Annotated in this window: 22 protein-coding genes; 10 read left to right on the top strand and 12 right to left on the bottom strand. The window is 70.8% G+C overall.

Features of this window, described 5'->3' with window-relative positions:
- Positions 1-132 precede the first annotated feature (132 nt).
- The 3 genes from AB0A63_RS27650 to AB0A63_RS27660 form a co-directional block, all read right to left on the bottom strand.
- Positions 133-540 (bottom strand): hypothetical protein, encoded by a 408-nt coding sequence (locus AB0A63_RS27650; RefSeq protein WP_360396539.1) that lies wholly within the window; start codon positions 538-540, stop codon positions 133-135.
- Between the two features lie 112 nt (positions 541-652).
- Positions 653-1,900 carry an MFS transporter gene (locus AB0A63_RS27655; protein ID WP_360396540.1) on the bottom strand — a complete coding sequence of 416 codons (1,248 nt, stop codon included), beginning with the start codon at positions 1,898-1,900 and terminating at the stop codon, positions 653-655.
- Positions 1,901-2,059: 159 nt separating this feature from the next.
- The gene (locus tag AB0A63_RS27660; protein ID WP_360396542.1) at positions 2,060-4,882 is read right to left on the bottom strand and encodes an AAA family ATPase; all 2,823 of its coding nucleotides are present in this window, start codon (positions 4,880-4,882) and stop codon (positions 2,060-2,062) included.
- Positions 4,883-5,121: 239 nt separating this feature from the next.
- Here AB0A63_RS27660 and AB0A63_RS27665 point away from each other — a divergent pair, with 239 nt between their 5' ends.
- Together AB0A63_RS27665 and AB0A63_RS27670 are read left to right on the top strand one after the other, a co-directional pair.
- Positions 5,122-6,672: a S8 family serine peptidase gene (locus tag AB0A63_RS27665; protein ID WP_360396543.1), complete on the top strand. Its 1,551-nt coding sequence runs from the start codon at positions 5,122-5,124 to the stop codon at positions 6,670-6,672.
- Between the two features lie 58 nt (positions 6,673-6,730).
- On the top strand, positions 6,731-8,188 hold the full coding sequence (locus tag AB0A63_RS27670) for a serine protease (RefSeq protein ID WP_360396545.1): 1,458 nt from the start codon (positions 6,731-6,733) through the stop codon (positions 8,186-8,188).
- Positions 8,189-8,292: 104 nt separating this feature from the next.
- On the opposite strand, the gene AB0A63_RS27675 is transcribed toward AB0A63_RS27670, so the two are convergent.
- The 4 genes from AB0A63_RS27675 to AB0A63_RS27690 all read right to left on the bottom strand — a co-directional run bounded on the left by AB0A63_RS27675 (position 8,293) and on the right by AB0A63_RS27690 (position 13,576).
- Positions 8,293-9,399, bottom strand: coding sequence for a pectate lyase (locus tag AB0A63_RS27675; RefSeq protein WP_360396547.1), 1,107 nt, complete (start codon positions 9,397-9,399; stop codon positions 8,293-8,295).
- A gap of 253 nt (positions 9,400-9,652) precedes the next feature.
- Positions 9,653-11,623, bottom strand: coding sequence for an ABC transporter ATP-binding protein (locus AB0A63_RS27680; protein WP_360396882.1), 1,971 nt, complete (start codon positions 11,621-11,623; stop codon positions 9,653-9,655).
- Positions 11,623-12,201 carry a helix-turn-helix domain-containing protein gene (locus AB0A63_RS27685; RefSeq protein WP_360396883.1) on the bottom strand — a complete coding sequence of 193 codons (579 nt, stop codon included), beginning with the start codon at positions 12,199-12,201 and terminating at the stop codon, positions 11,623-11,625. The genes AB0A63_RS27680 and AB0A63_RS27685 overlap by 1 nt, the downstream gene beginning before the upstream one ends.
- A gap of 241 nt (positions 12,202-12,442) precedes the next feature.
- Positions 12,443-13,576, bottom strand: a complete 1,134-nt coding sequence (locus tag AB0A63_RS27690; protein WP_360396549.1) for an epoxide hydrolase family protein — start codon at positions 13,574-13,576, stop codon at positions 12,443-12,445.
- Positions 13,577-13,650: 74 nt separating this feature from the next.
- On the opposite strand from AB0A63_RS27690, the gene AB0A63_RS27695 reads away from it, so the two are divergent.
- From AB0A63_RS27695 to AB0A63_RS27705, 3 genes are all read left to right on the top strand, one after another.
- Positions 13,651-14,280 (top strand): helix-turn-helix domain-containing protein, encoded by a 630-nt coding sequence (locus tag AB0A63_RS27695; protein ID WP_360396551.1) that lies wholly within the window; start codon positions 13,651-13,653, stop codon positions 14,278-14,280.
- On the top strand, positions 14,277-14,684 hold the full coding sequence (locus AB0A63_RS27700; RefSeq protein WP_360396553.1) for a PPOX class F420-dependent oxidoreductase: 408 nt from the start codon (positions 14,277-14,279) through the stop codon (positions 14,682-14,684). Before AB0A63_RS27695 ends, AB0A63_RS27700 begins: the two co-directional genes overlap by 4 nt.
- Before the next feature lie 96 nt (positions 14,685-14,780).
- Positions 14,781-14,996 carry a hypothetical protein gene (locus tag AB0A63_RS27705; protein WP_360396554.1) on the top strand — a complete coding sequence of 72 codons (216 nt, stop codon included), beginning with the start codon at positions 14,781-14,783 and terminating at the stop codon, positions 14,994-14,996.
- Positions 14,997-15,006: 10 nt separating this feature from the next.
- On the opposite strand, the gene AB0A63_RS27710 is transcribed toward AB0A63_RS27705, so the two are convergent.
- Complete coding sequence (locus AB0A63_RS27710; protein WP_360396556.1) at positions 15,007-16,632, bottom strand: hypothetical protein; 1,626 nt, start codon at positions 16,630-16,632, stop codon at positions 15,007-15,009.
- Between the two features lie 344 nt (positions 16,633-16,976).
- Between AB0A63_RS27710 and AB0A63_RS27715 the strand changes: the two genes are divergently transcribed.
- From AB0A63_RS27715 to AB0A63_RS27725, 3 genes are all read left to right on the top strand, one after another.
- Positions 16,977-17,345: a hypothetical protein gene (locus AB0A63_RS27715; protein WP_360396558.1), complete on the top strand. Its 369-nt coding sequence runs from the start codon at positions 16,977-16,979 to the stop codon at positions 17,343-17,345.
- A 124-nt stretch (positions 17,346-17,469) separates the two neighbouring features.
- Entirely contained in the window at positions 17,470-17,907 is a 438-nt protein-coding gene (locus tag AB0A63_RS27720) for a VOC family protein (RefSeq protein ID WP_360396560.1), read from the top strand.
- Between the two features lie 246 nt (positions 17,908-18,153).
- Entirely contained in the window at positions 18,154-18,840 is a 687-nt protein-coding gene (locus AB0A63_RS27725; RefSeq protein WP_360396562.1) for a nitroreductase, read from the top strand.
- A gap of 6 nt (positions 18,841-18,846) precedes the next feature.
- Here AB0A63_RS27725 and AB0A63_RS27730 read toward each other — a convergent pair whose 3' ends face one another.
- The gene (locus tag AB0A63_RS27730) at positions 18,847-19,749 is read right to left on the bottom strand and encodes an AraC family transcriptional regulator (RefSeq protein WP_360396564.1); all 903 of its coding nucleotides are present in this window, start codon (positions 19,747-19,749) and stop codon (positions 18,847-18,849) included.
- 12 nt (positions 19,750-19,761) lie between these two features.
- Positions 19,762-20,055 (bottom strand): antibiotic biosynthesis monooxygenase family protein, encoded by a 294-nt coding sequence (locus tag AB0A63_RS27735; protein WP_360396566.1) that lies wholly within the window; start codon positions 20,053-20,055, stop codon positions 19,762-19,764.
- 188 nt (positions 20,056-20,243) lie between these two features.
- Here AB0A63_RS27735 and AB0A63_RS27740 point away from each other — a divergent pair, with 188 nt between their 5' ends.
- Positions 20,244-20,612: a MerR family transcriptional regulator gene (locus AB0A63_RS27740; protein WP_360396568.1), complete on the top strand. Its 369-nt coding sequence runs from the start codon at positions 20,244-20,246 to the stop codon at positions 20,610-20,612.
- A gap of 6 nt (positions 20,613-20,618) precedes the next feature.
- Here the strand turns inward: AB0A63_RS27740 and AB0A63_RS27745 are convergent, their stop codons facing one another.
- On the bottom strand, positions 20,619-21,545 hold the full coding sequence (locus tag AB0A63_RS27745; RefSeq protein WP_360396569.1) for an NADP-dependent oxidoreductase: 927 nt from the start codon (positions 21,543-21,545) through the stop codon (positions 20,619-20,621).
- A 316-nt stretch (positions 21,546-21,861) separates the two neighbouring features.
- Between AB0A63_RS27745 and AB0A63_RS27750 the strand changes: the two genes are divergently transcribed.
- Positions 21,862-22,098, top strand: coding sequence for a hypothetical protein (locus tag AB0A63_RS27750; RefSeq protein ID WP_360396571.1), 237 nt, complete (start codon positions 21,862-21,864; stop codon positions 22,096-22,098).
- A 250-nt stretch (positions 22,099-22,348) separates the two neighbouring features.
- Here the strand turns inward: AB0A63_RS27750 and AB0A63_RS27755 are convergent, their stop codons facing one another.
- Complete coding sequence (locus AB0A63_RS27755) at positions 22,349-23,341, bottom strand: serine hydrolase domain-containing protein (protein WP_360396573.1); 993 nt, start codon at positions 23,339-23,341, stop codon at positions 22,349-22,351.
- Between the last annotated feature and the right edge of the window lie 37 nt (positions 23,342-23,378).

Below are 23,378 nucleotides of genomic sequence, written 5' to 3' on the forward strand. Positions count from 1 at the left end.
GGGGGGTGGGGGGGGGTGGGGGCGCGCCCCCGGGGGTTTCGTTGCGGGGGTGGTTGTCTGGGGGTCGGCCCCCCCCCCCCCTGGGGGGGGGGCCCCCCACCTCCCCCGAGCGTCGCCCTGTGCCCGACGGGCTCAGTCCTCCACGCAGCCCTGCCTGGTGCAGACCACGCCACCGCGGTAGGTGTCGCCTTCCCACAGGGCCACGTAGACGTTGGTGAGTCCACCCGGGTAGTCGCAGTTGAGCCCGACGTTGAACCCCCTGTTCTCGCCGGGTTGTGCCGTTCGCGTCTCGAGAGGTGTCACGCAGTTCGCGGACGTACCGCGGAACCGGCCCTGCTTCTCGGAGGAGCGAGCCCTCAGCTCACCCGGGATGGAGACGCTGCGGTTGTACCACGTGATGGAACCGGAGAGGACGCTCGCGCCGTACTCGATCCGGAAGGGCGTGACCGGGTAGTCGCTCGTGCCGGCGACGCCGATCCCGGGAGCCGCGGCGGCCATCAGGGTGACCGCGCTCAACGTCGCGATGATTGTCTTGCGCATTGTCGTGATCCTTCGTCCGTTCAGCTGGAGCGCGGATTTCCGCACGTTGAACGAACGTAATGAGGCGTTCTACACGGCACCTACACGTGACACCGGGACGCGGCCCTCGCCGTCAACGGCTGAGTTCTTTCTCGTCACGGTCGGCGCCGAAAGTGCGCACACCGCGCACGGCGAACGGCAGCGCTGTGGTCGCGACGAGCGCGCTGATGCTCACCCAGATCGCCGCCGCGATGCCCGCGACCGCCGCGAACGGCGCGGTGAGTGCCAGCCCGACCGGTTCGAGCCCCAGCTGACCCAGGTAGTCCAACGACACCACCCGCGCCAGCACGGTGTCCGGCACCCGCCGTTGCAGGGCGCTGACCCACAGCACCGCGAACAGCGATCCGCCGGCCCCGTAGACCGCCATCAGCAGCGCGAGCACCGGTACCGGGAACCCAGCAGCCAACCCGACGAGCACCGGACCGGCACCCAGCATCGCCAGCAGGGCAACGGTTCCGGGTTCCTTCGGCTTCCACCGCCCGGCCATCAGCGCGCCGCCCACGGCTCCGGCCGCCTGCAGGGACAGCAGCCAGCCGTAGGACCCCAGCTCCCCGCGGGAACGCAGCACGATCGGGGCGAGCACCGCCAGCGGCGCGTGCACGAGCAGGACCTGCACCGCGCCCTGGAGGATGACCGCACCCACCCACGGCTGCCGCCCGACCGCCCGAACCCCCTCCAGCGCCTCCGAGACGGGCGACCGGCCGGACTCGGCCCGGCGCGGCGCGGAGCCGGTCGTCCGCAGGCCGATCAGAGCGACCACCGAGATGAGGAAGGTGGCGGCGTCCACCGCGAACACGACCGACGGGCCGAGGGCGGTGAACAGCGCCGCGCCCACCGGGGGCCCGATGATCAGCGCCACCCGGTTGGTCACGCCGTTGAGCCCGTTCGCCGCCTGCAGGTCGTCGTCGGGCACCAGCGAGGGGAGCAGGGCTCGCGCCGCCGGTTCGAACATGGCGCCGCCGACCCCGAGCACGAACGTGATCACCATCAGCGTCGGGACCGCCGCACCGGAGCCGACGGTGGCCAGCACCAACACGGCCACGAGCCGGACGACGTCGGCGAGCGTCATCAGCAGCACCCGGTCGCCCCGGTCGCCCAGCATCCCGCCGACCACCACGAACAGGATCAGCCCTGCGCTCTGCGCACCGAGCACCCAGCCCAGCGCGCTGGCCGGCCGGTCACCGCCCAGGACCAGCAACGTCAAAGCGACCGGTGTGAGCCCGTTTCCCAGTGCGCTGAACACCTGCCCGGTCCACAACCGCCGAAATCGCCGATGCCGGAGCGGGTGGAAAGCCTTCGGCAACCGCATGCGCGGGATCATGCCACCGCCGAATGATCGTCCTCCGGCACCGAACCGATCGAGAGTTCCTGACGTCCGATGAAATTGATGCACGTGCGGATGTCGTTCGGGGAGCCGTGCCCTGCGCAACCGCGACCACGTGCGGTGGCTGGTCGACGGCCGGCTCGGGTGACGTCGTGCTCAGCCGAGCCGGACGTCGTGCCGGGAACGGGCGTTGAGCTTGCGGCGGACCTTGACGACGTACTCCTCGACCGTGCGGCGGGAGAGGAAGAGGGCCTGGGCGATCTCCCGGTTGGTGTGGCCGCCCGCCAGGAGGCGGGCCACGTCCTGCTCGCGCGGGGAGAGGTCGTCGCCGTAGCCGCGTCGCCCACGGTGGGACGGGGTGGTCGCGCCGGTGCTGCGGATGCGGTGGCGGCAGCGCGCGGCGTCGACCGTCGCCCCCAGCGACTCGTAGGACCGGGCGAGGGCGTCGAGCACGCCGGCCGGGGGAGTGTCGCCCTCGGCCTGCTCGGCGAGCTGGGTGACCCGGTAAGGCAGACCCAGCTGCCGGTGCAGCTCGATCGCCTCGCGGTAAAGGTGGTCTGCCTCGGCGCGGTCCCCGGCCGCGGAGGCGAGTCGCGCCCGGCACGCGGTCAGCGCCGCCTGGGCCAGTGGAGCGTCGGCACCTCGCAGGCCGGCGGCGGTCTCCGCGACGAGCATCCGCGCGGTGTCGACGCGGCCGAGGGCCAGCAGGCAGTCCACGGCCTGGGGCAGGACGTCGCCCGACCACACCCACGCGTCCTTGCTCCGCAGCATCTTCACCCCACGGCCGACGTGCGCCTCGGCCGCGGCGGCCTGGCCCCGGCTGAGCAGCATCCCCGCCATGCCGCCCGCCGCCGAGATGCCCACCGGGAAGACCGGGGCGCCTGAGTGCGAACCCGCCGCCAGGAAGGCCTCCTCGGCCCGCACCCACTCACCCCTGGCCGTCGCCAGCCAGCCGCGCGTGAGGTTCAGGTCGGTGGCGAGCAGCAGGTTCGCATAGGTGCCGAGCAGGCGGTCGATCCGCTGTCCCAGCCCCGACCACCGCCCGCTGAGCCAGTCGAGCCGGACCTCGGTGGCCTCGGCGGTGCCGACGACGTAGGAGGCGCCGGCCCGCTCGGCCAGGTCGAACCCGTGGCGCAGGAACTCCCGTGCCCGCGAGTAGTGCCCGATCCACGAGCACGCGTCCGCCACGTTGCAGTGCGCCCTGGCCAGCTGGTGGACCTCTTCGGGATCGTGCACCTCCGCCGGGGAGGGCAGCTGGGCGATGCGCTCCCAGGTGCTCGGGTCACCGGCGATGAGCCGCCCGCCGAGCGTGGTGGCAAGGACGGCGATGCGCAGGGCCGGGGTGGGCAGGTGGTCGACGACCCCCTCCACCCGGCTGAGCGAGGCGCGATGCTCGGTGATGGACCCCATCCCCAGGTACGGGCCCGCCGCGGCCGCCATGCCGCGCACGGTGCGTTCCGGTTGCCCGCCGAGCAGGTCGAGGGCGTGGGCGATCTCCTCGGCACCCCGGTCCACCTTCCCGGTCTCGCGCTGCAGCAGCAGTCCGAACCACAGGTGCACCTCGCCCCGGACGTCCGGGTCCAGCCGGTGGTCCGACAGCAGGGCCTCGACCCGCGCGGTCACCACTCCGCCGGGCAGTCCGGTCAGGGCGTAGCCGCACATCCTGGTGGCCAGCCGGTTGGCGTCCCGCGCGCTGGTCCCCGGGTCGGCCAGCACCTCCGAGAGCAGGCCGACCGCGGTGGGCACGTCCTCGACCTCCTCGGCGGCGAGGTCGCCGAAGCGCAGCCACTCGTCCCTCATGCCCGCCGCCTTGGCGTGCACGGCCAGGCGGACAGCCGACGCGTTGTCCAGTGCGGAGAGCACCGCCACCGCGCGTTCGTGCAGCTCCCGCCTGCGGGGACCGGGCAGCGAAGCGCACACCGCGCGCCGGGCGGTGTTGCACCGGAAGCCGAACCTGTTCGCGGTTCCCTCCACCAACACCCCGGACTCCACCAGCGCGACGAGGTGCTCCGTCGCCGTCTCGCCCGCCACCGCGCAGAGGACGTCCGCGGTCTCCGGCACGCCCAGCACCGCGGCGGCCTCGGCCAGCGATCGGGCGGCGCCGGACAGGGCGCCCAGCCGCTCCCGAACCGCATCCGCCACGAGGACCGGCACGTCGAGTCCGGCCACGACCTCTCGCGCGAGATCGCCTTCCGCGCGCACATCGCGCACCGGGTCGCGCAGCGCGCGAACCGTTTCCTCCACCACGAACGGAAATCCGGCCGTCTCGCGCAGGACGGCGTCGGCGAACGCCGCCGAGGTGATCTCGGCCCCCACGAGCGCGTCGGCCATGGTCCGCACGTCCACCGCGTCGAAGGGGCGCAGGACCAGGTCGAGCCCGTGCGGGACGTGCACGACCTGGCCGAGCGGAGCCGCGGTGGGCAGGTCCTCGCGGCGGTAGGTGACCACCACCGACAGGTCCGGCGGCGGGGTGCCCAGCACGAACCGCAGCACCCGGCGGGTCTCCTCGTCCGCCCAGTGCAGGTCCTCCAGCACGAGGACGGTCGGCCCCAGGCAGCGGAGCAGCTCCCGCACCGCGCGGAAGACCCGGTGCCGCTCAGCCGCGGGATCGGGCAGGGGACGCGGCGCGGGTGGCAGCAGGTCGGCGAGTTCGGGCAGGTGGTCGCGCAGCGCGCCGGTGACGGGACCGGGATCGGCCAGCCGGTCACCGCACCGGCTGAGGCAGTCCAGGAGCACCCCGTACGGGAACGGCTCCGGCAGCGGCTGGCACGTACCCACGACCACCCGCGCGTCCCCGTCCCAGACCGCGGTGAACTCGGTCACCAGCCGCGTCTTGCCCACCCCGGCCTGGCCCTCCACGAAGACAGCGGCCGGCGCGTGCCGCACGGCGTCGAGCAGGGCGGCCAGCTCCGCGTCCCGGCCGACCAGCGGTACCGACCCGGACCGGACGGAGAGCGGGCGCACCCCACCACGTCCCATGCCTGCTCGCTCCTGTCGACGGCCCACCCGCAGCGGAACTCCCGCCAGGCTAGGTCGGTCGAGCGGGCACGGTAAACCCCGCGAAATAGAACGCCGTCGACCACGTGTCTTTTCCCGTACCCCTACGGGTCCCAGCCACACTTGTTCACCCCGTCGCCCAGGCCGAATGGTGGTTGCCGAGCGGCCCGACGTCTCGAGCCCCTGCCAGCGGCCGCTCGAAACGCGCGATGGAGGAACAGATGCAAGAGCGCAGAAAGCGGTGGGCGGCAAGCCTGGTCACGGTCGTGGTCGCCACCGCCACCGTGGCGGCCACGGCGGGCCAAGCCGTGGCGCAGCAGCCGGAAGCCGCTGTCGCCCAAGCCGAACGGCACCACCCCGGGCAGTACGTGGTGGTGCTCAAGGCCGAGGCCCGCGCGGCTGCCGGGGGCCAGGCCGAGGCGCTCACCCGGCGCTACGGTGGCCGCGTGACCGACACGTACTCGGTCACCCTGAACGGTTTCGCGGTCCGCGACCTGTCCGAGCAGCAGGCACGGCGGCTGGCGGCCGACCCGTCGGTCAGGTCCGTGCACCAGGACGGCACCAGCAGGGCCACCGGCGAGCAGCCGAACCCGCCGTCGTGGGGGCTGGACCAGGTCGACCAGCGCACCACCGCCCTGGACAAGAAGTACGCCTACCCCAACGAGGGCGAGGGCGTGACCGCCTACGTCATCGACTCCGGGATCAGCGTCCAGCACCCCGAGTTCGAGGGCAGGGCGAGCCACGGCTACGACCTGCTCGACAACGACGCCGACGCGAGTGACTGCTACTGGCACGGTTCGCACGTGGCCGGCACGATCGCGGGCAAGACCGTGGGCGTGGCGAAGAAGGCCAAGGTCGTGGCCGTGCGCTCGCTGGACTGCCGGGGCTCCGGCCCGGACTCGGTCACCGTCAGCGCCATGGAGTGGGTGGCCAAGAACGCGGTGAAGCCCGCCGTGGTGAACCTGAGCCTGGGCATGGACGTCCTCGGCGTCGGTGACGAGCAGGTCAAGGCGATGGTGGCCAAGGGGCTCGTGGTGGTGGTCTCCGCCGGCAACAACGGCGAGGACGCGTGCGGGGTCAGCCCGGCCCGCGTCCCCGAGGCGCTCACGGTCGGCTGGTTCAACAAGGACCGCACGCGCGGCGGGAACTACGGTCGCTGCGTCGACCTGTTCGCTCCGGGTGGCAACATCCACTCCAGCGACAACGCCGGGTCCTTCCGCACCGCCAGCGGCACCTCGATGGCCTCACCGCACGTGGCGGGCGCCGCCGCGCTGTACCTGTCGGCCCACCCCGGCGCGACCCCGCAGCAGGTCGGCGATGCGCTGGTGCGCAGCGCCACCCCCGACCTGGTCAGCAATCCCGGGACCGGCTCGCCCAACAGGCTGCTCTTCGTCGGTGACGTCGGCGGCGGCACCCCGCCCCGGTGCGGAGCCAGGAGCAACGACGAGGACGTGGCGATCCCCGACGCGGGTACCGCGGTCGGCACCTCGGTGACCCAGGACTCCTGTGACGGCAAGGCTTCTGCCGCGCTGTCGGTCCGGGTCGACATCGACCACGGCTACACCGGGGACCTCGCCATCGGTCTCGTCGGACCGAGCGGAACGGCCTACCCGCTCCAGCGCGCCGGCGGTGTCGGCGAGTCCGGCGGCGTGCACCGCAGCTTCACCGTCGACGCCTCGCGCGAGGAGGCCAACGGCACCTGGCGGCTCCTGGTGACCGACACCTACCGGTTCGACACCGGCACGCTCACCGGCTGGTCCATCACGTTCTGACCGAAGTGGACGGACAACGCCCTCCGGCTCCACCACACCCCTGCACCGAAGGAACACGATGAGAACACCACGCTTCGCAGCGGTACTCACCCTGGCACTGGCCGCGGTGACCATGCCCGTCGTCACCGCGGCGGGCGCCACGCCCGCCGGCGGGACCAGCACCGCGGCGACCCCGACCGACCAGCTGCGCCCCGGTGGCGCCGGAGCCCTGATCGTCAACGGGGAACGCACCACCGTGAAGGAACACCCGTTCGTCATCGCCGGCATGCGCGTCGGTGGCAACGGCCCGCAGGGGCAGTCCTGCACCGCCTCGGTGGTCGGCAAGCGCAAGATCCTCACCGCGGCGCACTGCATGGTCGACGCCACCGGCGCCAAGAGCTACGTCTACGGCGACGACGACCTGAACACCCCTGGCGACGAGACGTTCCGCACCGCCGTCGAGTCGTTCAAGACCCACCCCGGCTACACCGGCTCCGGCGGCTGGCGCACCGGTTACGACGTCGCCGTCGTCACCACGGCCGACGACCTGCCGGTCCCGCAGAGCCAGTGGGCCGCGGTGGCCGGCTCGGGGGACAGCGCCCTCACCCGGCCCGGCGGGGCCGGCTTCTCCCTGGGCTACGGCAAGACCTCCTCGGCCGGCGGGTCCGGCGAGCTGCGCAAGACCACCCTGCCGGTCAACGACCCCGCGGGCTGCCAGGTCTTCGACATCAGGGTCAACGGCGACCTGATGGTGTGCACCGGCTACGACGACGGGCGCACCGCCAACTGCTCGGGTGACAGCGGCGGTCCGTTCATCGTGGACGGCGTGATCGTCGGCGTCTCGTCGTGGGGTGCCAGCGGCTGCAACCGCTACAGCATCATGGCGCGGCTGACCAACTCCATGGGCGACTGGGCCAAGGGCGAGATCGGCGGTGGTACCCAGCCCGGCAGGTTCGCGGTGGCGTTGTCGCCGTCCTCCGGCAAGGCCGAGCCCGGCAAGCACGTCTCCACCAGCGTCACCACCACGGCAGGCGACCAGGGCCCGGAGAAGCTGGAGCTGAGCGCGTCCGCCCTGCCCGCGGGAACGACGGCCACGTTCCAGCCCGCGGCCGTCAACTCCGGTGAGGTGGCCAAGCTGACCCTCGCGACCTCGGCCACCACCCCGGCGGGCACGTACAAGGTCACCGTCACGGCCAAGGGCACCGCGGAGTCCAGGACCGCCGAGTACACGCTCACCGTCGGCAGCGGCACCGTGAACGGCCCCACGCCCTCGGTGTCGCCGAACTCCGGCAGCGTCCCGCCAGGCGGCTACGCCACCGCGACGATCACCGTCACCGGTGGCACGGGCACCATCCGGCTCACCGGCGCCGGCCTGCCCAACGCGCCGATGTTCACCCCGCAGACCGTCAACCCGGGCGGCACCACCCGGATGACGCTGATGGGCCCGTACCAGCGCGGCACCTACAGGGTGACCGTCACGGCGACGGACAGCGCGGGCAAGACCGGAACCGCGGAGTACACCCTCACCGTTCGCTGATCTCCCCACCGGGAAGGTCTTGCGAACATGGGGGAGCCCGTGACCGCCTCGGCGGTCACGGGCTCCCCTCGTCGAACAGGATCTCGCTCAGTCCGTGCGGAGTTCTACTGGCAGCTGCCGTTCGACTCCGCCAGACCCGTTCCCGAGCCCGCCGTGCGGCTCACGACGCCCGGAACGCAGGTGGCCTGGTCGAGGGTGAAGGCGTAGGGCACGGAGACGGTCGTCGTGGACTTGACGTCGGGCCCGGCGGGCCTGTGGTCGCTGCTCGGGGCGGACCACGTCACGGTGTCGAAGACGTTGCCGCTGACCTGCCAGTAACCGGCCTCCGTGGTGTAGAAGGTGCCGAGGACGTCGCGGGAGTTCTTGAAGTAGTTGTTGTCCACCTTGGCCTTGGCGCCGGCCCGGGAGTTGATGCCGGACTCGTTCAAGCTCACGTAGTGGTTGTTGTACATGTGGGCGATGCCGCCGCGCAGCAAAGGCGCCCGGGAGTCGATGTTCTGGTACAGGTTGTGGTGGTAGGTGATGAACCCGTTCGAGCGGTCGCTCTCGCTGGATCCGACCAGGCCGCCGCGACCGGAGTTGCGCAGGGTGCTGTAGGACAGGGTCACGTACTGGGTGTTGTTCTTCATGTCGAACAGGCCGTCGTAGCCCTCCGACTCGCCACCCGAGGCCAGGAGGTCGACGTGGTCGACCCAGACGTTGCGGACGTTGCTCTCCATCCCGATGGCGTCGCCGCCGTTCGAGGTGGGGGAGCCCGACTTCTTGACGTTCCTGACCGTCACGTTCCGGATGATGATGTTGCGGGACTCGCGGATGTGGATGCCCAGCTGGTCGAAGACGGCTCCGCTGCCGACGCCGATGATCGTGACGTTGCTGATCCGCTTGAGCTCGATCACGCCGGCGGCGGTCTCGCAGCTGCTGCCGGAGACCTTGGCGGTGTTGCCGTGGTTGATCGTGCCCGACACCTCGATGACGATCGGCGTGCTGCTGCTCGCGCGGCCGCACAGGGCCTGGTGGATCTGGGTTCCCGTGGTGGCCCGGACCGTCGCCCCGCCCTGTCCGCCGGTGGTCCCGCCGTTCTGGGAGGCGTAGCCGGTCGCGGTGCCGGCCGCCGCCGACGCCGGTGACGTCACCAGCACCGCGCCGGTCGAGGTCGCGACGGCCACCGCGGCCACGACAGCGGAGATCCGCCGTGCGACTGGTCGTTTCATTTGTCCTCCTGCGTCTTCGAAGATCGGACGAATTCATCGAAATGACGCTGATCGCTATGGCGGTGGGAGTCAGCGTAGCTGGCGGCGCTTTTGTCGAGTATTGCGCAACAACGCGTGCTGAGCAATAAAATTCACGGTCATGAACTCGAAGCCCCAGTCGTGCGGGTCGTACGGATGATTCATGAATATGAACGATTCGATTTTCCGCAGCCTGGAGGACGTGATTTCGCCTGTTCGAATCGAACAGGACGCGCTATTCGACGCGTGCGCCCGGCACCTCGTCCAGGTACGCCTTGGCCTGCAACGTGAACAGCTCGGCATACCCGGCCCCGGCCGCCATCAGCTCCTCGTGCGTCCCGTACTCGGCGACCTTCCCGTGCTCCAGCAGCAGGATCCGCTCCGCCTGCCGCACGGTGGAGAACCGGTGCGAGATGTAGAGGGTCGTGCGGCCTTCCGAGAGCTCCCGCAGGCGGGCGAACAGGTCGTGCTCGGCCTGGGCGTCCAGCGCGGAGGTCGGTTCGTCCAGCACCAGGATCGGTGCCTCCCGCTGGAACGCCCTGGCCAGCGCGATCTTCTGCCACTCGCCGCCGGACAGGCTGACGCCCTGGTCGAACCAGCGGCCGAGGGGGCTGTCGTAGCCCTGCGGCAGCCGTTCGATGCGCTCGTCGGCACCGGCGCGGCGGGCCGAGTTCTCGATGTGCGGCCGGTCTTCGAGCCGGGCGAGGTCGCCGAGGCCGATGTTCTCCGCGGCGGTGCCCTGGTAGGTCACGTAGTCCTGGAACATCGCGCTGACGCGGGTGCGCAGCTCGACCGGGTCGTACTCGCGGATGTCGACGCCGTCGAGCAGGATGCGGCCGCCGGTCGGGTCGTAAAGGCGGCACAGCAGCTTGAACAACGTCGACTTGCCCGCGCCGTTGCGGCCGACCACCGCCACCGTCTCGCCGGGGCGGATCTCGAAGCTCACGTCGTCGAGCGCGGGTTCCCCCGCGCCGGGGTAGCTGAAGGTCACCGAGTCGAACTCGATGTGCCCCTCCACGGTGGACGGCATCGGCCGCGGTGCCGGTGGGGCGGTGATCTCCGGCTTGGTGTCGAGGAACCGGTACAGCGTGTCGAGGTAGAGGTTGTTCTCGTACATCCCCGAGAACGCCGTGAACAGCCCCGAGACCGACGCCTGCACCGACGCCGCCGCGGCCGTGTACAGCGCCAGGTCGCCCAGGGTGAGCCGGCCGCCGACCGCTTCCAGCGCGATGTACAGCGTGATCGCCGAGCCCGCGAGGGTGCTCAGCAGGCCCCAGGACGTCGAGCTGACGTTGCGGTTGACCGTGAGCTTGCGCTGCCGCTCGTAGGAGACGGTGCCGAGCCGGCGGAACCGGTCGACGAAGTACGGGCCGAGCCCGAACAGCTTCGTCTCCTTGGCGTAGGTGTCGGTCGTGACCAGCGAGGACAGGTAGTCCATCCGGCGCTTGATCGGCGACATCATGAAGGTCAGCCAGAACGCGCGCGATCCGTACCTCGACTGCGAGATGAACGCCGGGATCGGCGCCAGCAGCGCGACCAGCGCCAGCAGGGGGCTGATCGAGACGAGCAACGCGATCATGCTGCCGAACGTGATCAGCGTCCGCAGCAGCCCCAGCGCGGAGTTCATCATCGACAACGGCCGGGTGGGCGCCTCCTGCGCGGCCTGGCGCAGCATGTCGTACGACGCGGAGCCCTCGAAGTAGGCGAGGTGCAGGTCGCTGGCGTGGGTCATGACCCGGTGGCGGATGGTCAGCGTCATGCGTTCCTGCAGCAGCGACTGCGCGATCGACGTCAGCGCGCTGCTGACCGCGGTCGCGGCGAGCACGCCGAACTGGAGTGCCGCGACCTTCGCGATGTCCCCGGTGGTGCCGGTGTGCTGGATCGCCGCGACGACGGAGTCCAGCAGCAGCTTCGCGATGTAGGCGGTCGCGGTCGGCAGCAGCCCGGACAGCAGCGTGATCAGCGTCAGCACGACCGTCAGGACCGGGCTGGCCTGCCACGTCAGCTTCGCGACCTTCGGCAGGCCGCGGACGGTGCCCGCCACGGACGTCCTGACCCGCCTGAGGCGGGAGCGCAGGTCCTTCGGTTGCGGCTCCGGTGTCGGTTCGGGGATGTCGACCGGTCCGGTGAGCCCGCTGTCCGGAACGGTCGTGGGAGCGCGCCTGCGGCCGCGCCGGCCCATCAGGAACTCCACGCCGCCCGGCATCATGCGGCCTCCACGGCGCCGTGCAGGAAGAAGTCGACCACCTGGCGCGTGGTGGGCGCGTCGACGTCGGAGGCCAGCCTGCGGCCGCCGAACAGCAGGGTCAGGAACAGGGCGGCGAGCTGGTCGGGTGGCAGGCGCAACCGGTCGGTGTCGGGCACGAACAGCTCGACCACGGCCTCCCGGATCGCGATCATCGACTCGTGCCGCCGGCTCCTGCCGCCGTGCTCCCCGCGGCGGTGGTCGCGGTGCTTGGGACGGCCGGACGCGCGCAGCGCCCCCATGAGCGCGCCCATCCGCTCGAGGTGCGCGCCGAGCGCTTCTGCCGCCTCGACGAGGCGGTCCTCCAGCGGCTGGTCGAGGGGGATCTCGGCGATGGCGTCGAGCACGTGGTCGGGCTTGAGCGCCTCGGCCGTGCAGGCGTCGAACAGCTCGTCCTTGTCCTTGAACGCGCGGAAGACGGTGCCCTCGCCGATGCCGGCGGCGCGGGCGATCTGGCTGCTCGTGACGTTCGTGCCGTGCTCGACCAGCAGCGGCAGCACGGCGTGCACGATCATGGCGCGGCGGTCCTCCGCGCTCATGCCCGGCGCTCGCCGCCGGGCCTCGGATGTCGGTGTCATGCGCCCAGCATGCGGAGTGAGTGCTCACTCCGTCAAGCGGGTTCGCCAGGAGCGGACCGGCCGATCTCGCACGAGTGGCACCTGGTCGCGGTCGAAGCCGGGTTCAACCTGTGGCGCGGGGGAGCGGGCAACGCCATCGAGAGCTCCTCGGTCTCCGTGGACGACCGGGAACCCCGGTGAGCTGCCGAGCCGAGCTGCGTGCTCAGCGCAGCGACCGGAACGTCGTCCGGATCTCCTCGGTGAGGACGCGCGGCTGTTCGAGGGCCGCGAAGTGGCCGCCGCGCTCCAGCTGGGCGTGGTGCAGCACCGTCGTGTACCGCCGCTCCACCCACCGCCGCGACGCCTGCACCGCCTCGCCGGGGAAGATGCTGAACCCGGCGGGCACGGGGTTGGGTTCCTGGGCGCCGCCGCCGGTCCTGGCCTCCTCCCAGTAGAGGCGCGCGGACGACGCGGCGGCGTTGGGCAGCCAGTAGAGCATGATGTCGTCGAGGATCTCGTCGCGGTCGATGACGTCCTCGGGGTTGCCGTCGCTGTCGGTGACGTCCTGGAAGAGCGTGTAGATCCAGGCCGCGAGGCCGGCCGGTGAGTCCGCGAGCGAGTAGCCGATCGTCTGCGGTCGGGTGGCCTGTTCGCGGGCGTACGCGCTGAGCTCGTCCTGGTAGCGCTGGGCGCGGGCCACCATCCGCTGCTCCTCCTCGGTCGCCTCGGCCAGTTCGGCGGCGGTGGGGAACACCAGGGGCAGGTTGAAGTGCACGCCCCGGCACCGTTCGGGTGCCCTGCGGGTCAGCTGCTCGACCACGGCCGCGCCCCAGTCGCCGCCCTGCGCGAACCAGGTGTCGTGACCCAGCCGCAGCATGAGGGTGGTCCACGCGTCGGCGACGCGGGCGGCGGTCCAGCCGGTCGTGGTCGGTTTGCCGGAGAACCCGAAGCCCGGCATCGACGGGATCACGACGTGGAACGCGTCGCGGGCGTCGCCGCCGTGGGCGACCGGGTCCGTCAGCGGGCCGACCAGGTGCCGGAACTCCAGGACCGAACCGGGCCAGCCGTGGCACAGCAGCAACGGCACCGCGTCCGGCTCGGCCGAGCGGACGTGCAGGAAGTGGACGTCGACGCCGTCGATGGTCGTGCGGGACGAGCCGAGGTCGTTGAGGACCTGCTCGGCCCGCCGCCAGTCGTAGCCGGTGGCCCAGTGCTCGCACAGGGCGCGGATGCGGTCGAGCTGCGGACCCTGGCTGCCGTCGGTGACGGTCTCGCGGTCGGGCCACCGGGTGGCGGTCAGGCGGGCGCGCAGGTCCAGCAGGTCGGCTTCGGGGACGGCGATCGGGAACGGCTCCATGGCACGAGCGTAACCCAGAAGTGGAAGAAATCTTCAACTTGGAATTTCTCTTCCACTTGTCTAGGGTTCGGTGCGTGACCGGACCCCCTCCCTTGCGGCGCGATGCCGAGCGCAACCGTCAGCTGCTGCTGCGCACGGCGTACGAGCTGATGGCCACCCAAGGACTTGACGTGTCCTATGAGGACATCGCGCGGGCCGCAGGCACCGGGATGGGCACGGTGTACCGCCGCTTCCCCGAGCGCCAAGACCTGCTGGACGCCCTCTTCAGCGACCACGTCGACACGGTGGTCGGCTTCGCGGAGGAGGCCGCCGAGCACGAGGACGCACTGGCGGGGCTCGCCTGGTTCCTCGAACGACAGCTGGAGGTCGAGGCGCAGAGCCGCGGCCTGGGGGAGCTGCTGCGCGGCCGCGACCAGGCCACGGCGCTGGTGCAGCGGGCGCACGACCGGATGACCCCGCTGGTGGCCGGCCTGGTCGACCGGGCCGTCCGCGCGGGTCAGCTCCCCGCCGGTGCGACGCCCGCCGACTTCGCCGCGGTGCACGTGATGGTCGGCAGCGTCATGGACGCCACCCGCACCCGCGCACCCGGCCTGTGGCGCCGTTCCCTGCGGATCGCCCTGGCCGGCCTGCGCCACGCCGACCTCTCCGGCGACGCCCCCGACGAGGCGCTCATCGGCCACCTCTACAACGACCAGACGAGATGAAGGCCCTCACCATGACGGCACTGCCCGCCGACCTGATCGCCGTGCTCGACGCCAAGGCGATCTGCTTCGTCACCACGCTCATGCCCGACGGCTCACCGCAGATCTCCCAGACCTGGGTGGGCACCGACGGCGACCACGTGCTGATCAACACGGTCGACACCCACCAGAAGACCCGCAACCTCCGCCGCGACCCGCGCATCGCGATCGGCATCGCCGACCCGGCCGCGCCCTCCCGGTACTGGGCGCTGCGCGGCAGCGTCGTGGACATCACCGCCGACGGCGCGCGCGAACACATCGACGAGCTGTCGCAGAAGTACCTCGGGCGGCCCTACCCGGGCTTCGGCGGCGGTGAGCAGCAGCGCGTCGTCCTCACGGTGAAGGTCGACCGCATGCACACGCCCTGATCAGGACCAGGCGAGCTCGCCCTCGCGTCCGGCTGCCGGCTCGAAGCACCTGAAGTCCTCCGCCGACCCGACCGGCCGCAGAGGGTGATGCGGCGGTTGTACTTCTTCTTGTCGTCCGGGCAGACGGTCGCCGCGCACCGCGAGGACCACAAGACGATCCACCCGCCGGTGGGCCCGGTCGAGGTCGACCGCGACGTCCTGGGCGACGGCGACACCGAGCTCAAGATCGTCGTCATGACGGCGGTGCCCGGCAGCGCGGACGAGACCAAGCTCCAGCTCGCCACCGTCACCGGCGCACCCGCCGCCGTCTGACGGGCGTGCGTCAGTCGCCCGGCGCCGCCCAGCCGAGCTCCTCCAGCAACGGCAACGGCACCGTGGAGTACTCCGGGAACCGGTGGTACGGCTTGACCATCGGGCGGAAGCGCTCCGGCAACCCGCCCGACCGGGCCAGGGCGGCCAGTGCCGTGCCGATGCGTTCACCGGGGACCTGGAACGCCAGGTCGTGACCGTCCAGTTCGGACACCCGAGGCAGCCACCCGTCCAGGAACGCCTCCATCCGTGGGCGGTGGCCGGCGAGTGCGTCGGCGAAGACCGAGGACAGCGCGAGCGTGACGGCGGAGTCGTGGCGGTCGCCGCGGAAGTAGCGCACGGTCAAGCTGATCGACTCGTTCGTGCTGTCCGGCCCGCGCTGGGCGAACACCTCGCCGAGCGCGGCCCACGCGTCGACCTCGGCCAGGGCGGTGAGGGCGGACTCCCGGTCGCCGCGGGCGAGCAGGGCGTCCTCCAGCACGAACCACAGCGGACCCAGTGAGGTGCGCCGGGTCAGCTCGCCGGTCGCGGTGCCGAGCAGCCGCTGCGCCGCGGCGACCGTTCCCGGGACGTCGACCCACAGGTAGTCGACGTCGGCACCGGTGATCGTCTGCGGTGAGGAGCGGAGCGCGGTCTCCAGGGTCGTGCGCTGGGCCGCGGTCAGCTCCTCCGGCGCCAGCGGGCGGTAGCCGTCCCCGCTGCCGCGGAACTGGCGCGCCATCCGTTCGAGCAGCCGGGCGTGCAACGTCGGACGGCTGCCCTCGGGCGCGGTCAGCAGTCCGTCGTCGTCCGTGCCGAAGGTCCACGCCGCCGCGGCCAGCTCGCCGAGGTCACCCGTCCACGTGTCGTGCACCGGGTACTCGCCCTGCGCGAGGTGGTGCAGCAACGCCCGCGTGCCGTCGTCGGCGAAACCCGAGTAGACCAGGCACGCTGCTGCGGCACCGCGCACGTGCAACGACGGGCTGGTCGTCATCAGATCCCGTGCCGCGGCAACGTGGTCCACCCTCGCGTCGGTGCGTCGCGCGCTGCCGGGCGTGACTCCGTTGTCGCGCGCGGCCAGGAAACCGTGGGCCAGGCAGAGTCCCGCGGACGCGTCGGGTGTCAGGGCGGGCAGCCTCTCCGGCTCCCGGCCCAGCAGCACCAGCAGCCGCAGCGCCTCGTCGTCACCGGTGCGGGTCCACATCGCCTCGACGTCGGCGGCGAATTCCGCGACCAGCCCCGCATACTCGCTCGTGGCCTTGGCGACGTCGTCCGGCCGGGCCACGAAGTGCGTCTCGCCGACCGCGATCCTGGCCAGGAACAGCGGTGCCAGCTCGTTGTCCTGATGCAGCAGCTCGGCCAGGAACGGGATCGCGGCCTCGGACGCCGTGTAGACCGACCCCTGGTGTGTGGTGGCCGAGTAGAGGCCGTACACGCCGAAGTTCCGGTCGCCGTCGTCGTCGCTCGTGATCGCCTCGATGAACAACGGCGTGTCGGCGGCCGTGCCGTAGGCGTCCTCCAGGGCCGCCCAGTCCACGTCGGCCAACCCGGGGGGAGGCGTCGTGCGGCCGCGCAACGGCGGCCGTTCCGCGTCGTCCCCGTCCTCGTGCCCGCCGAGGTCCGGCGGTGCGAAGGCGGGCAGCGCAGCAGCGTCGAACATGGTCCGTCCTGCCAGGTCAGAGGATTGACGTGGAGGCTAGCAGTGCCGTGCTGGTGGTGTTGCCCAGATCGTTGACCAGGTAATTGGTCTTCCGCGCTGACCGGGCAAGGCTGGTCCCGCTTGTCGAGTGCGGAGGTAGCCATGGCTCGTCGTCCAGGCGTGTTCATCCGCATGGAGCGGGGGCGACCGGAGACGATCGGTGACCGGATCTGCCTGATCGCCCGGACGTCCCCCGCCGACTGGGGCATCACCGCGTTCTCCACCTGGTCGCTGAGTACGCTGTGCGCTCCACCTGCTCGACCGCGGCACCGTCGCCGCGATCAGCCGGGAGACCCTGCACCGAGATGCACCGTGTCCTGGACCTCTACGATCACCCGCCCGCCGACGGCCGGGTGATCTGCGCAGACGAGTTCGGCCCACTCAACTGGCCTCCGGCGGAGGTCATCCCAACTGAGTGCATCACGATTCACGCTGAAAGGCCCGGCTCATCCGCGAAGCAAGTCCAGGTTCCAGAGGCGATGTCTTTTGAACGCTTCTCGGCGGCAGTGCGGTTGCGGGAGAAAGACGCCGTCAGAAAGGAGCAACACTCGGCTTTGATGTTTCTCGCGCCACTCATTCGCCGCTTGTTCGAAGTCTTCGTCGGTGGGCCGGGATTGAACAAGTCCGCAAAGTCATTCGGCAGCGCCTATCGAGACGCAAGGAGAGGACGGTGACCCGTCCAGTGGTGCGCTTACGGCCGTGCTCCTCCGTCGAGTGTGGACAAGATCTTGCACAACACATTATGTTGCGCTTGATCGTCCCCCGCGACCGCATCGAACGCCCGGAGGTGCGCACGCCATGGAAGTCCGCCTGAGCTACGCCAAGATTGTGGTCAGCGATCTGAAACGGTCCATCGACTTCTACACGAAAGCGATCGGATTGTCAGTGCTGCAACGGGTCGAGTTCACCGCACCGGACGTCACCGAGGTGGTGCTCGCCGACGCGAGCGGTCAGGGCAGGGTGGTGCTGATGTGCGGCGACAGCATGCCGGTCCAGTCCGGCGCGCCCGCGTGGACGCCGTTCGTCCTCACCGTCGACGACGCCGCGGCAGCCGCCGCCGAGATCGCGGACGCGGGCTACGCCCTCGCGTGCGACCCGCCGCTGAAGGTCGGCGGCATCACCATCACGCTGGCCCCGGACCCCGACGGCTACCTCATCGAGGTCATCTCGTTCCCGTCGGACCCGTCGGGCCACCCACCGGTGCCCGAGGGCAAGGTCCCGCACCCGCTCCCGTAGTTCCACGACCGCGTCCTGAACTGAGGACGCCCCGGAGGTGGTGGTCCCGCCCGCTGGCGACCCATCGCCCCGCCTCGGCGGACCGGGCTGGCGACTGTCCCGGGGCGCTCAGCCCCCGAGCCGACCTCCGCACTCGACAAGCGGGACCAGCCTGGCCGGTCAGCGCGGAAGATCAATTACCGGGTCAACGATCTGGGCAGCACCACTGGCTCCGGCCGGGAGATCGACACCGCCGCGGAGGTCGCAGTGAGCACGACGACCGGGTTGCACGAGGCGCTGCGGCGGCTGCTGGACGAGAGGTGGACCTGCCGGCAGTTCCTGCCCGACCCGGTCCCGAGGTCCACGATCGAGCAGCTGCTCGCGCTCGCGCAGCGCACCCCGTCGTGGTGCAACACCCAGCCGTGGCACGTGGTCGTCACCGAGGGCGCCGGCACCGAGCGGTTCCGCACCCGGCTGCTCGGACACCTGCGGGAGCACCCCGGTCAGCCGGACTTCCCGTTCCCCGTCCAGTACACCGGGGTCTACCAGGAACGCCGGCGGGAGTGCGGCAAGCAGCTCTACACCAGCGTCGGCGTCGAACGCGGTGACCACGAGGGCGCCGCACGGCAGCTGCTGCGCAACTTCGAGCTGTTCGACGCACCGCACGTCGCGATCATCACGACCGAGGCGGACCTGGGCGTCTACGGCGCCGTCGACTGCGGCCTCTACCTCGGCTCGTTCCTGCTCGCCGCCCAGAGCCTCGGCCTGGGCGCCGCACCCCAGGCCGCCCTCGCCGGGTACAGCGACTTCCTGCGCGACCACTTCGAGCTCCCCGCGACCAGGCGGGTGGTGGCCGGCGTCTCGTTCGGCCACCCCGACCTCGCGCACCCGGTGAACGGCTTCCGCACCTCCCGCGCGGACGTCGGCAGCGCCGTCACCTGGCACTCCTCGTAGCGCGCTTCAACGCCTGGCTTTCCGGAGACTTCCGGGCGCTCTCCCCGTCGAGCGCTTGAACGCGACGTTGAACGCGCTCGATGACGAATATTCAAGATGTCGCGCAATCTGGTCGACCGACATCTCCGTGGTTTCCAAGAGGCTGAGTGCCAGCTGCATCTTCCACTGCAACACGTACGAGGCCGGAGGAATCCCGGCACTTTCGCGGAACTTTTCGATGAAGACCGTCCGCGAAAGCCCGCAGGCGCGCGCCAACTCGCCGACCGACAGGGCGAATTTGCGCTCGTGGTGGATCAGTCTCACGGCAGGGCTGAGCACCGGGTCTGCAAAGAGGTGGATCCAGCCGGCGGGGAGTGCCAAGCCGGCCGACAGCCACTCGCGCATGACGTGTATGAAGAGGATCTCCAAAACGTGTTCGGAGGCGCGGTGAGATGCGGGCAGCCGGTGCTTCATCTCAACGTCCAGCTGCCGCAGCAGCCATCCCATGGCCGGGCCGGCGTTCGAATCAGCGGAAACGTGGGTGACAGCCGGCACGGCTTGTTGCAGGAACAGATCAGCCCCGCCTCTCAGGTCGACGTGCGCGGTGACGCACACGGTCTCATCGTCAGGCGAGGGCGAGATGTCTTGCTCGCCGAGGACGGCCTGCGTGGGTGCCATGTCGAGCTTCGTGCCGAACACGAACGGAGACCGGCCATCCAGGACAAGCGCTTCACCGGCTGCTACTTCGAGCCACTCCGGCTCCTTGCCGAGGCGGAACTTGATCTGCCCTCGCGTCACCGCCAGGACCTTGACCCTGCCGGGCGGCGGCGATTGGATCAACCAATCGCCCGAACCGGATCGATGACCGGCAAGGACGCAACTGAGACGCAATGTGCTCATCACGTCGGAAAAAATGTCTTCGCCGGTCATGACTCTCCGGTGTCAGGCGTTGATCTCATCCCACCACTCCAGCGAGAACGAGTCGATCATCTCGCTGAAAGCCTCGCTGACTTCCGGTGTGGTGGCGCGCCAGGCGGCGTAAGCGGCCTGGTCCTCCTTGGAATCCCACTGCTCGATCAGCATGAAGTTGTCGGGGTTTTTCGCCTCGCGCACCACGCGAAGCCCGATGAGTCCCGGACGGGAGCGCGTGGCAGCCAGCGTGACCCGGTAAAAATCGATGACGTCTGACGCGCGGCCGGGCTTGGCTGTGACTTTCAGCAGAGCGGTGTGTGCCATGAGGAGCCTTCTTCTGGGGGAGTGGCCGGTTCGGCCTGGAACTACCTGTCGCAGGTCGCTCAGCCAAGCTACAGGCTCTGATGCGGACCGCAGTCGTCATTCTGACCGCCGTTGTTGTCAATGCGTACGGCGTGGGCAGTCGAATGACGCAGCTACAAGATCCGCATGCCACCGCCTAGGCTGGTGGCATGCGGATCGGAGAACTGGCCCGGCTGACCGGGGTCAGCGCCCGCTCGCTGCGCTACTACGAGCAGCAGGGCCTGATGCACAGCACGCGGTCCGTCGGCGGGCAACGGCACTACCCGCCGACGACGGCCGTGCGCGTCGAGATCATCCGGCGGCTGTTCGACGCGGGCCTGAGCAGCAAGGTGATCGCGCGGCTGCTGCCCTGCGTGGACAGCGACAGCAGGGCCGTCGCCGAGGACGCCTTCACCACGATGACCGGCGAACGGGACCGGCTGACCGCCGACATCGCCAGGCTCGTCGAGGCCAGGGCCGTCCTCGACGAGCTGATCGAGATCAACACCAGCTACCGGCAGGGGACGGCCACCGGCTGAGCGCCGTCAGCGGCTCAGGTCGACGACGAGCTTGCCCGTGGCGTGCCGCGACTCGACGAGCGCCAGCGCCTCCTGCGCCCGCGCGAGCGGGTAGGTGCCGGTGATGTGCGGGTCGAGCCGCCCGGCGACCATCAGCTCCGCCACGCGTTCGAGCCCCGCCCGGTCCAGCCGCCGCCGGACCGCCGCGCCACCCAGGTCGGCCACCGACGGGTCACCGACGGAGACGAGCGCCTCCGGCTTCACCGCGAGTGCGGCCACCGCGCGCAACGACTCGCCGCCGACGGTGTCGACCACCGCGTCGAACCCGTCGGGCGCCAACTCGCGCAACCGCTGCACGACATCGCCCCCGGTGTAGTCGACGAAGGTCGCACCGGTCTTCGCGACGAGCTCCCGCTTGGCCGAGCTCGCCGTGCCCGTCACGACCAGGCCGCGGTCACGCGCGACCTGCGCCAGCGCGATGCCGACACCGCCGCCGATCCCGTTCACCAGCAGCGAGGAACCGGCGGGCAGGTCGAGCTGGTCGACCACGTCCAGCGCCGTGGTGCCCGCGACGGGAATGGTCGCCGCCCACGTCGCCGGCAGCGCGTCGGGGATGCGGGCCGTGGACTCGGCGAGCAACAGCGTCGTCTCGGCATAGGTGCCCGCGAACGTGAGCGCGAACCCGGTGACCCGGTCACCGACGGCCAGCCCGGTCACGTCGGCGCCTACAGCGAGGACCGTTCCCGCTGCTTCCATGCCGAGCACCTGCGGAAAGGGCACGTCGCCGTTCATCGCGGTCACGTGCCCGGAGCGCAGCAGGTGGTCGAGCGGGTTGACCCCGGCGGCCTCGACGCGGACGAGGACCTCCGCCGGACCGGGCACCGGATCGGGCCGCTCGAAGAACTCCTGGACCTCCGGTCCGCCGAAAGCCTTGTAGCCCAACGCAGTGCCCATCGCGGATCTCCTCCACCGGTGGCGTTCCGGCCTTCGGAACGCGCTGCCCCGACGCTAGGTGCTGACACCGGTGTCAACTTCCACCCGATGTGACGCGGGCAACTCGGGGAGGGCGGGAACCACCTGAAACGGACGACACGGCGCAAACATCAATTGCGCGAAACAACCCGATGGTGTGGTGATCGGCCGACATTCACACCATCGCGTGATCATGGATTTCTGGGTCCCGCACCGGTCTGGCTACGGTGCTGCGAGGTTCCGGCTGAGCGGTTGCTCGCCGAGTCCCGAGTGAACACAACCATTCTTAGGAGATTTCGTGCTGAAGAAGGCAGGAGCGGCCGTCGCCATCGCGGGCGCTTTCCTCGGTTTCGGTTCGCAGGCCATGGCCGCCACCCCCGAGCTGGACCTCACCCACCAGGTCGGCCTCGTCGACCTCGACGACACCGAGATCGCCAGCGACATCAACGCCTGTTTCATCGACGTCAACGTCATCGCCGTGCCGGTCCTGTCGGACAACGACAGCGGCCTCTGCGGCAACCCGGACGACAAGTAGGCGGTGGGCCGGGCGCCTGGGCGGCGCCCGGTCTGCCCCGCCGGTGCCGGAAGTCGGCGCGCGGGCTGTGACGGCTGGTACTTCGGGGATCGGCCGCCTGTCCGCCGCGCCGGCGCCGGTGCGGCGCTCGCCACCGGGAGGAGCGTGCCGGCAGCGGCTCCGGTGCTCCTCGCCGCACCGTCCATTCGGAACAGACTGCTGGTGGTGTCGGATTACGCCATCGCGAAGGCCGACGACGCCAGCCACTCGATCACCATCGTCCGCCGGCCATGGCGCGGGCGATCGGCCAGGCGCCGGGGGAGGTGTTGGACAGCACCGTGCAGGTGGTGCCGGTGTGCGGGTCGTGAGTCGACTTGAACGACACCCCGGCGTCGCTGCCGACGAGCATCACCGTGTCGGTGCCGCCGCGCAGCCAGAAGCCCAGCGCGTACTGCACCGGTTCGTCCTCGGGCACGTCGAACCGCGGGCGCACGACCTCCTCGACGTCGGGCACGATCCGCCCGGCGAACAGGGCGCGCCAGAACGCCGACATGTCCGCCGCGGTGGTGTGGATGCCGCCGTCGCCGGTGGCCAGCACCGGCAGGTGGAAGACGTTGGAGCGGTCCACGCCGTCGATCGGCAGGTAGCCGACGGCCGCGTCGCCGGGCAGCTCGTCGGAGCGCAGGAAGTCGGTCCTGGTCATGCCGGCGGGCCGCAGGACGCGTTCGCGGACCAGGTCGTGGTAGCCGGTGCCGCTCGCGCGTTCGGCGAGCAGGGCGAGGACGACGAAGCCGCTGTTGCAGTAGCTGAACCGTTCGCCCGCGGGGAACTTGGCCGGGTGGCCGTCGAGCAGCGGCAGGAACGCCTCGGTGGTCGTCAGCTCGTGCGCGGCGCCGACGACGTAGTCGGTGAGCTCGTGGCCGGCTTCCTCGTCGAGGTAGTCGCCGATGCCGGAGGTGTGGGTGAGCAGGTGCTCGACGGTCACGTCGTCCGCGATCAGCGGCAGGTCGTCGCCGAGCAGCGAACGGGCCGCGGTGTCCAGGGCCAGCTTGCCCTCGTGCACCAGCGAGAGCACGGCCAGCGCGGTGAAACCCTTGCTGCCGCTGGCGATGCCGAACCTGGTGTCGACGGTGTTGGGCACCCGGTGGGCGCGGTCGGCGAGCCCGTAGGCGCGTGCGATCTCGACCTCTCCGCCGTGGTCGAGCCACGCGACCCCGGAGAAGTCCTCTTCCTCTGCTGTGCGGTCGATCTCCCCCTGCACCATCCAGGCAGGGTAGGTCCGGTGAACGCGCCGGACGAAC

It is taken from the genome of Lentzea sp. NPDC042327, assembly GCF_040647275.1.
Classification (GTDB): domain Bacteria; phylum Actinomycetota; class Actinomycetes; order Mycobacteriales; family Pseudonocardiaceae; genus Lentzea.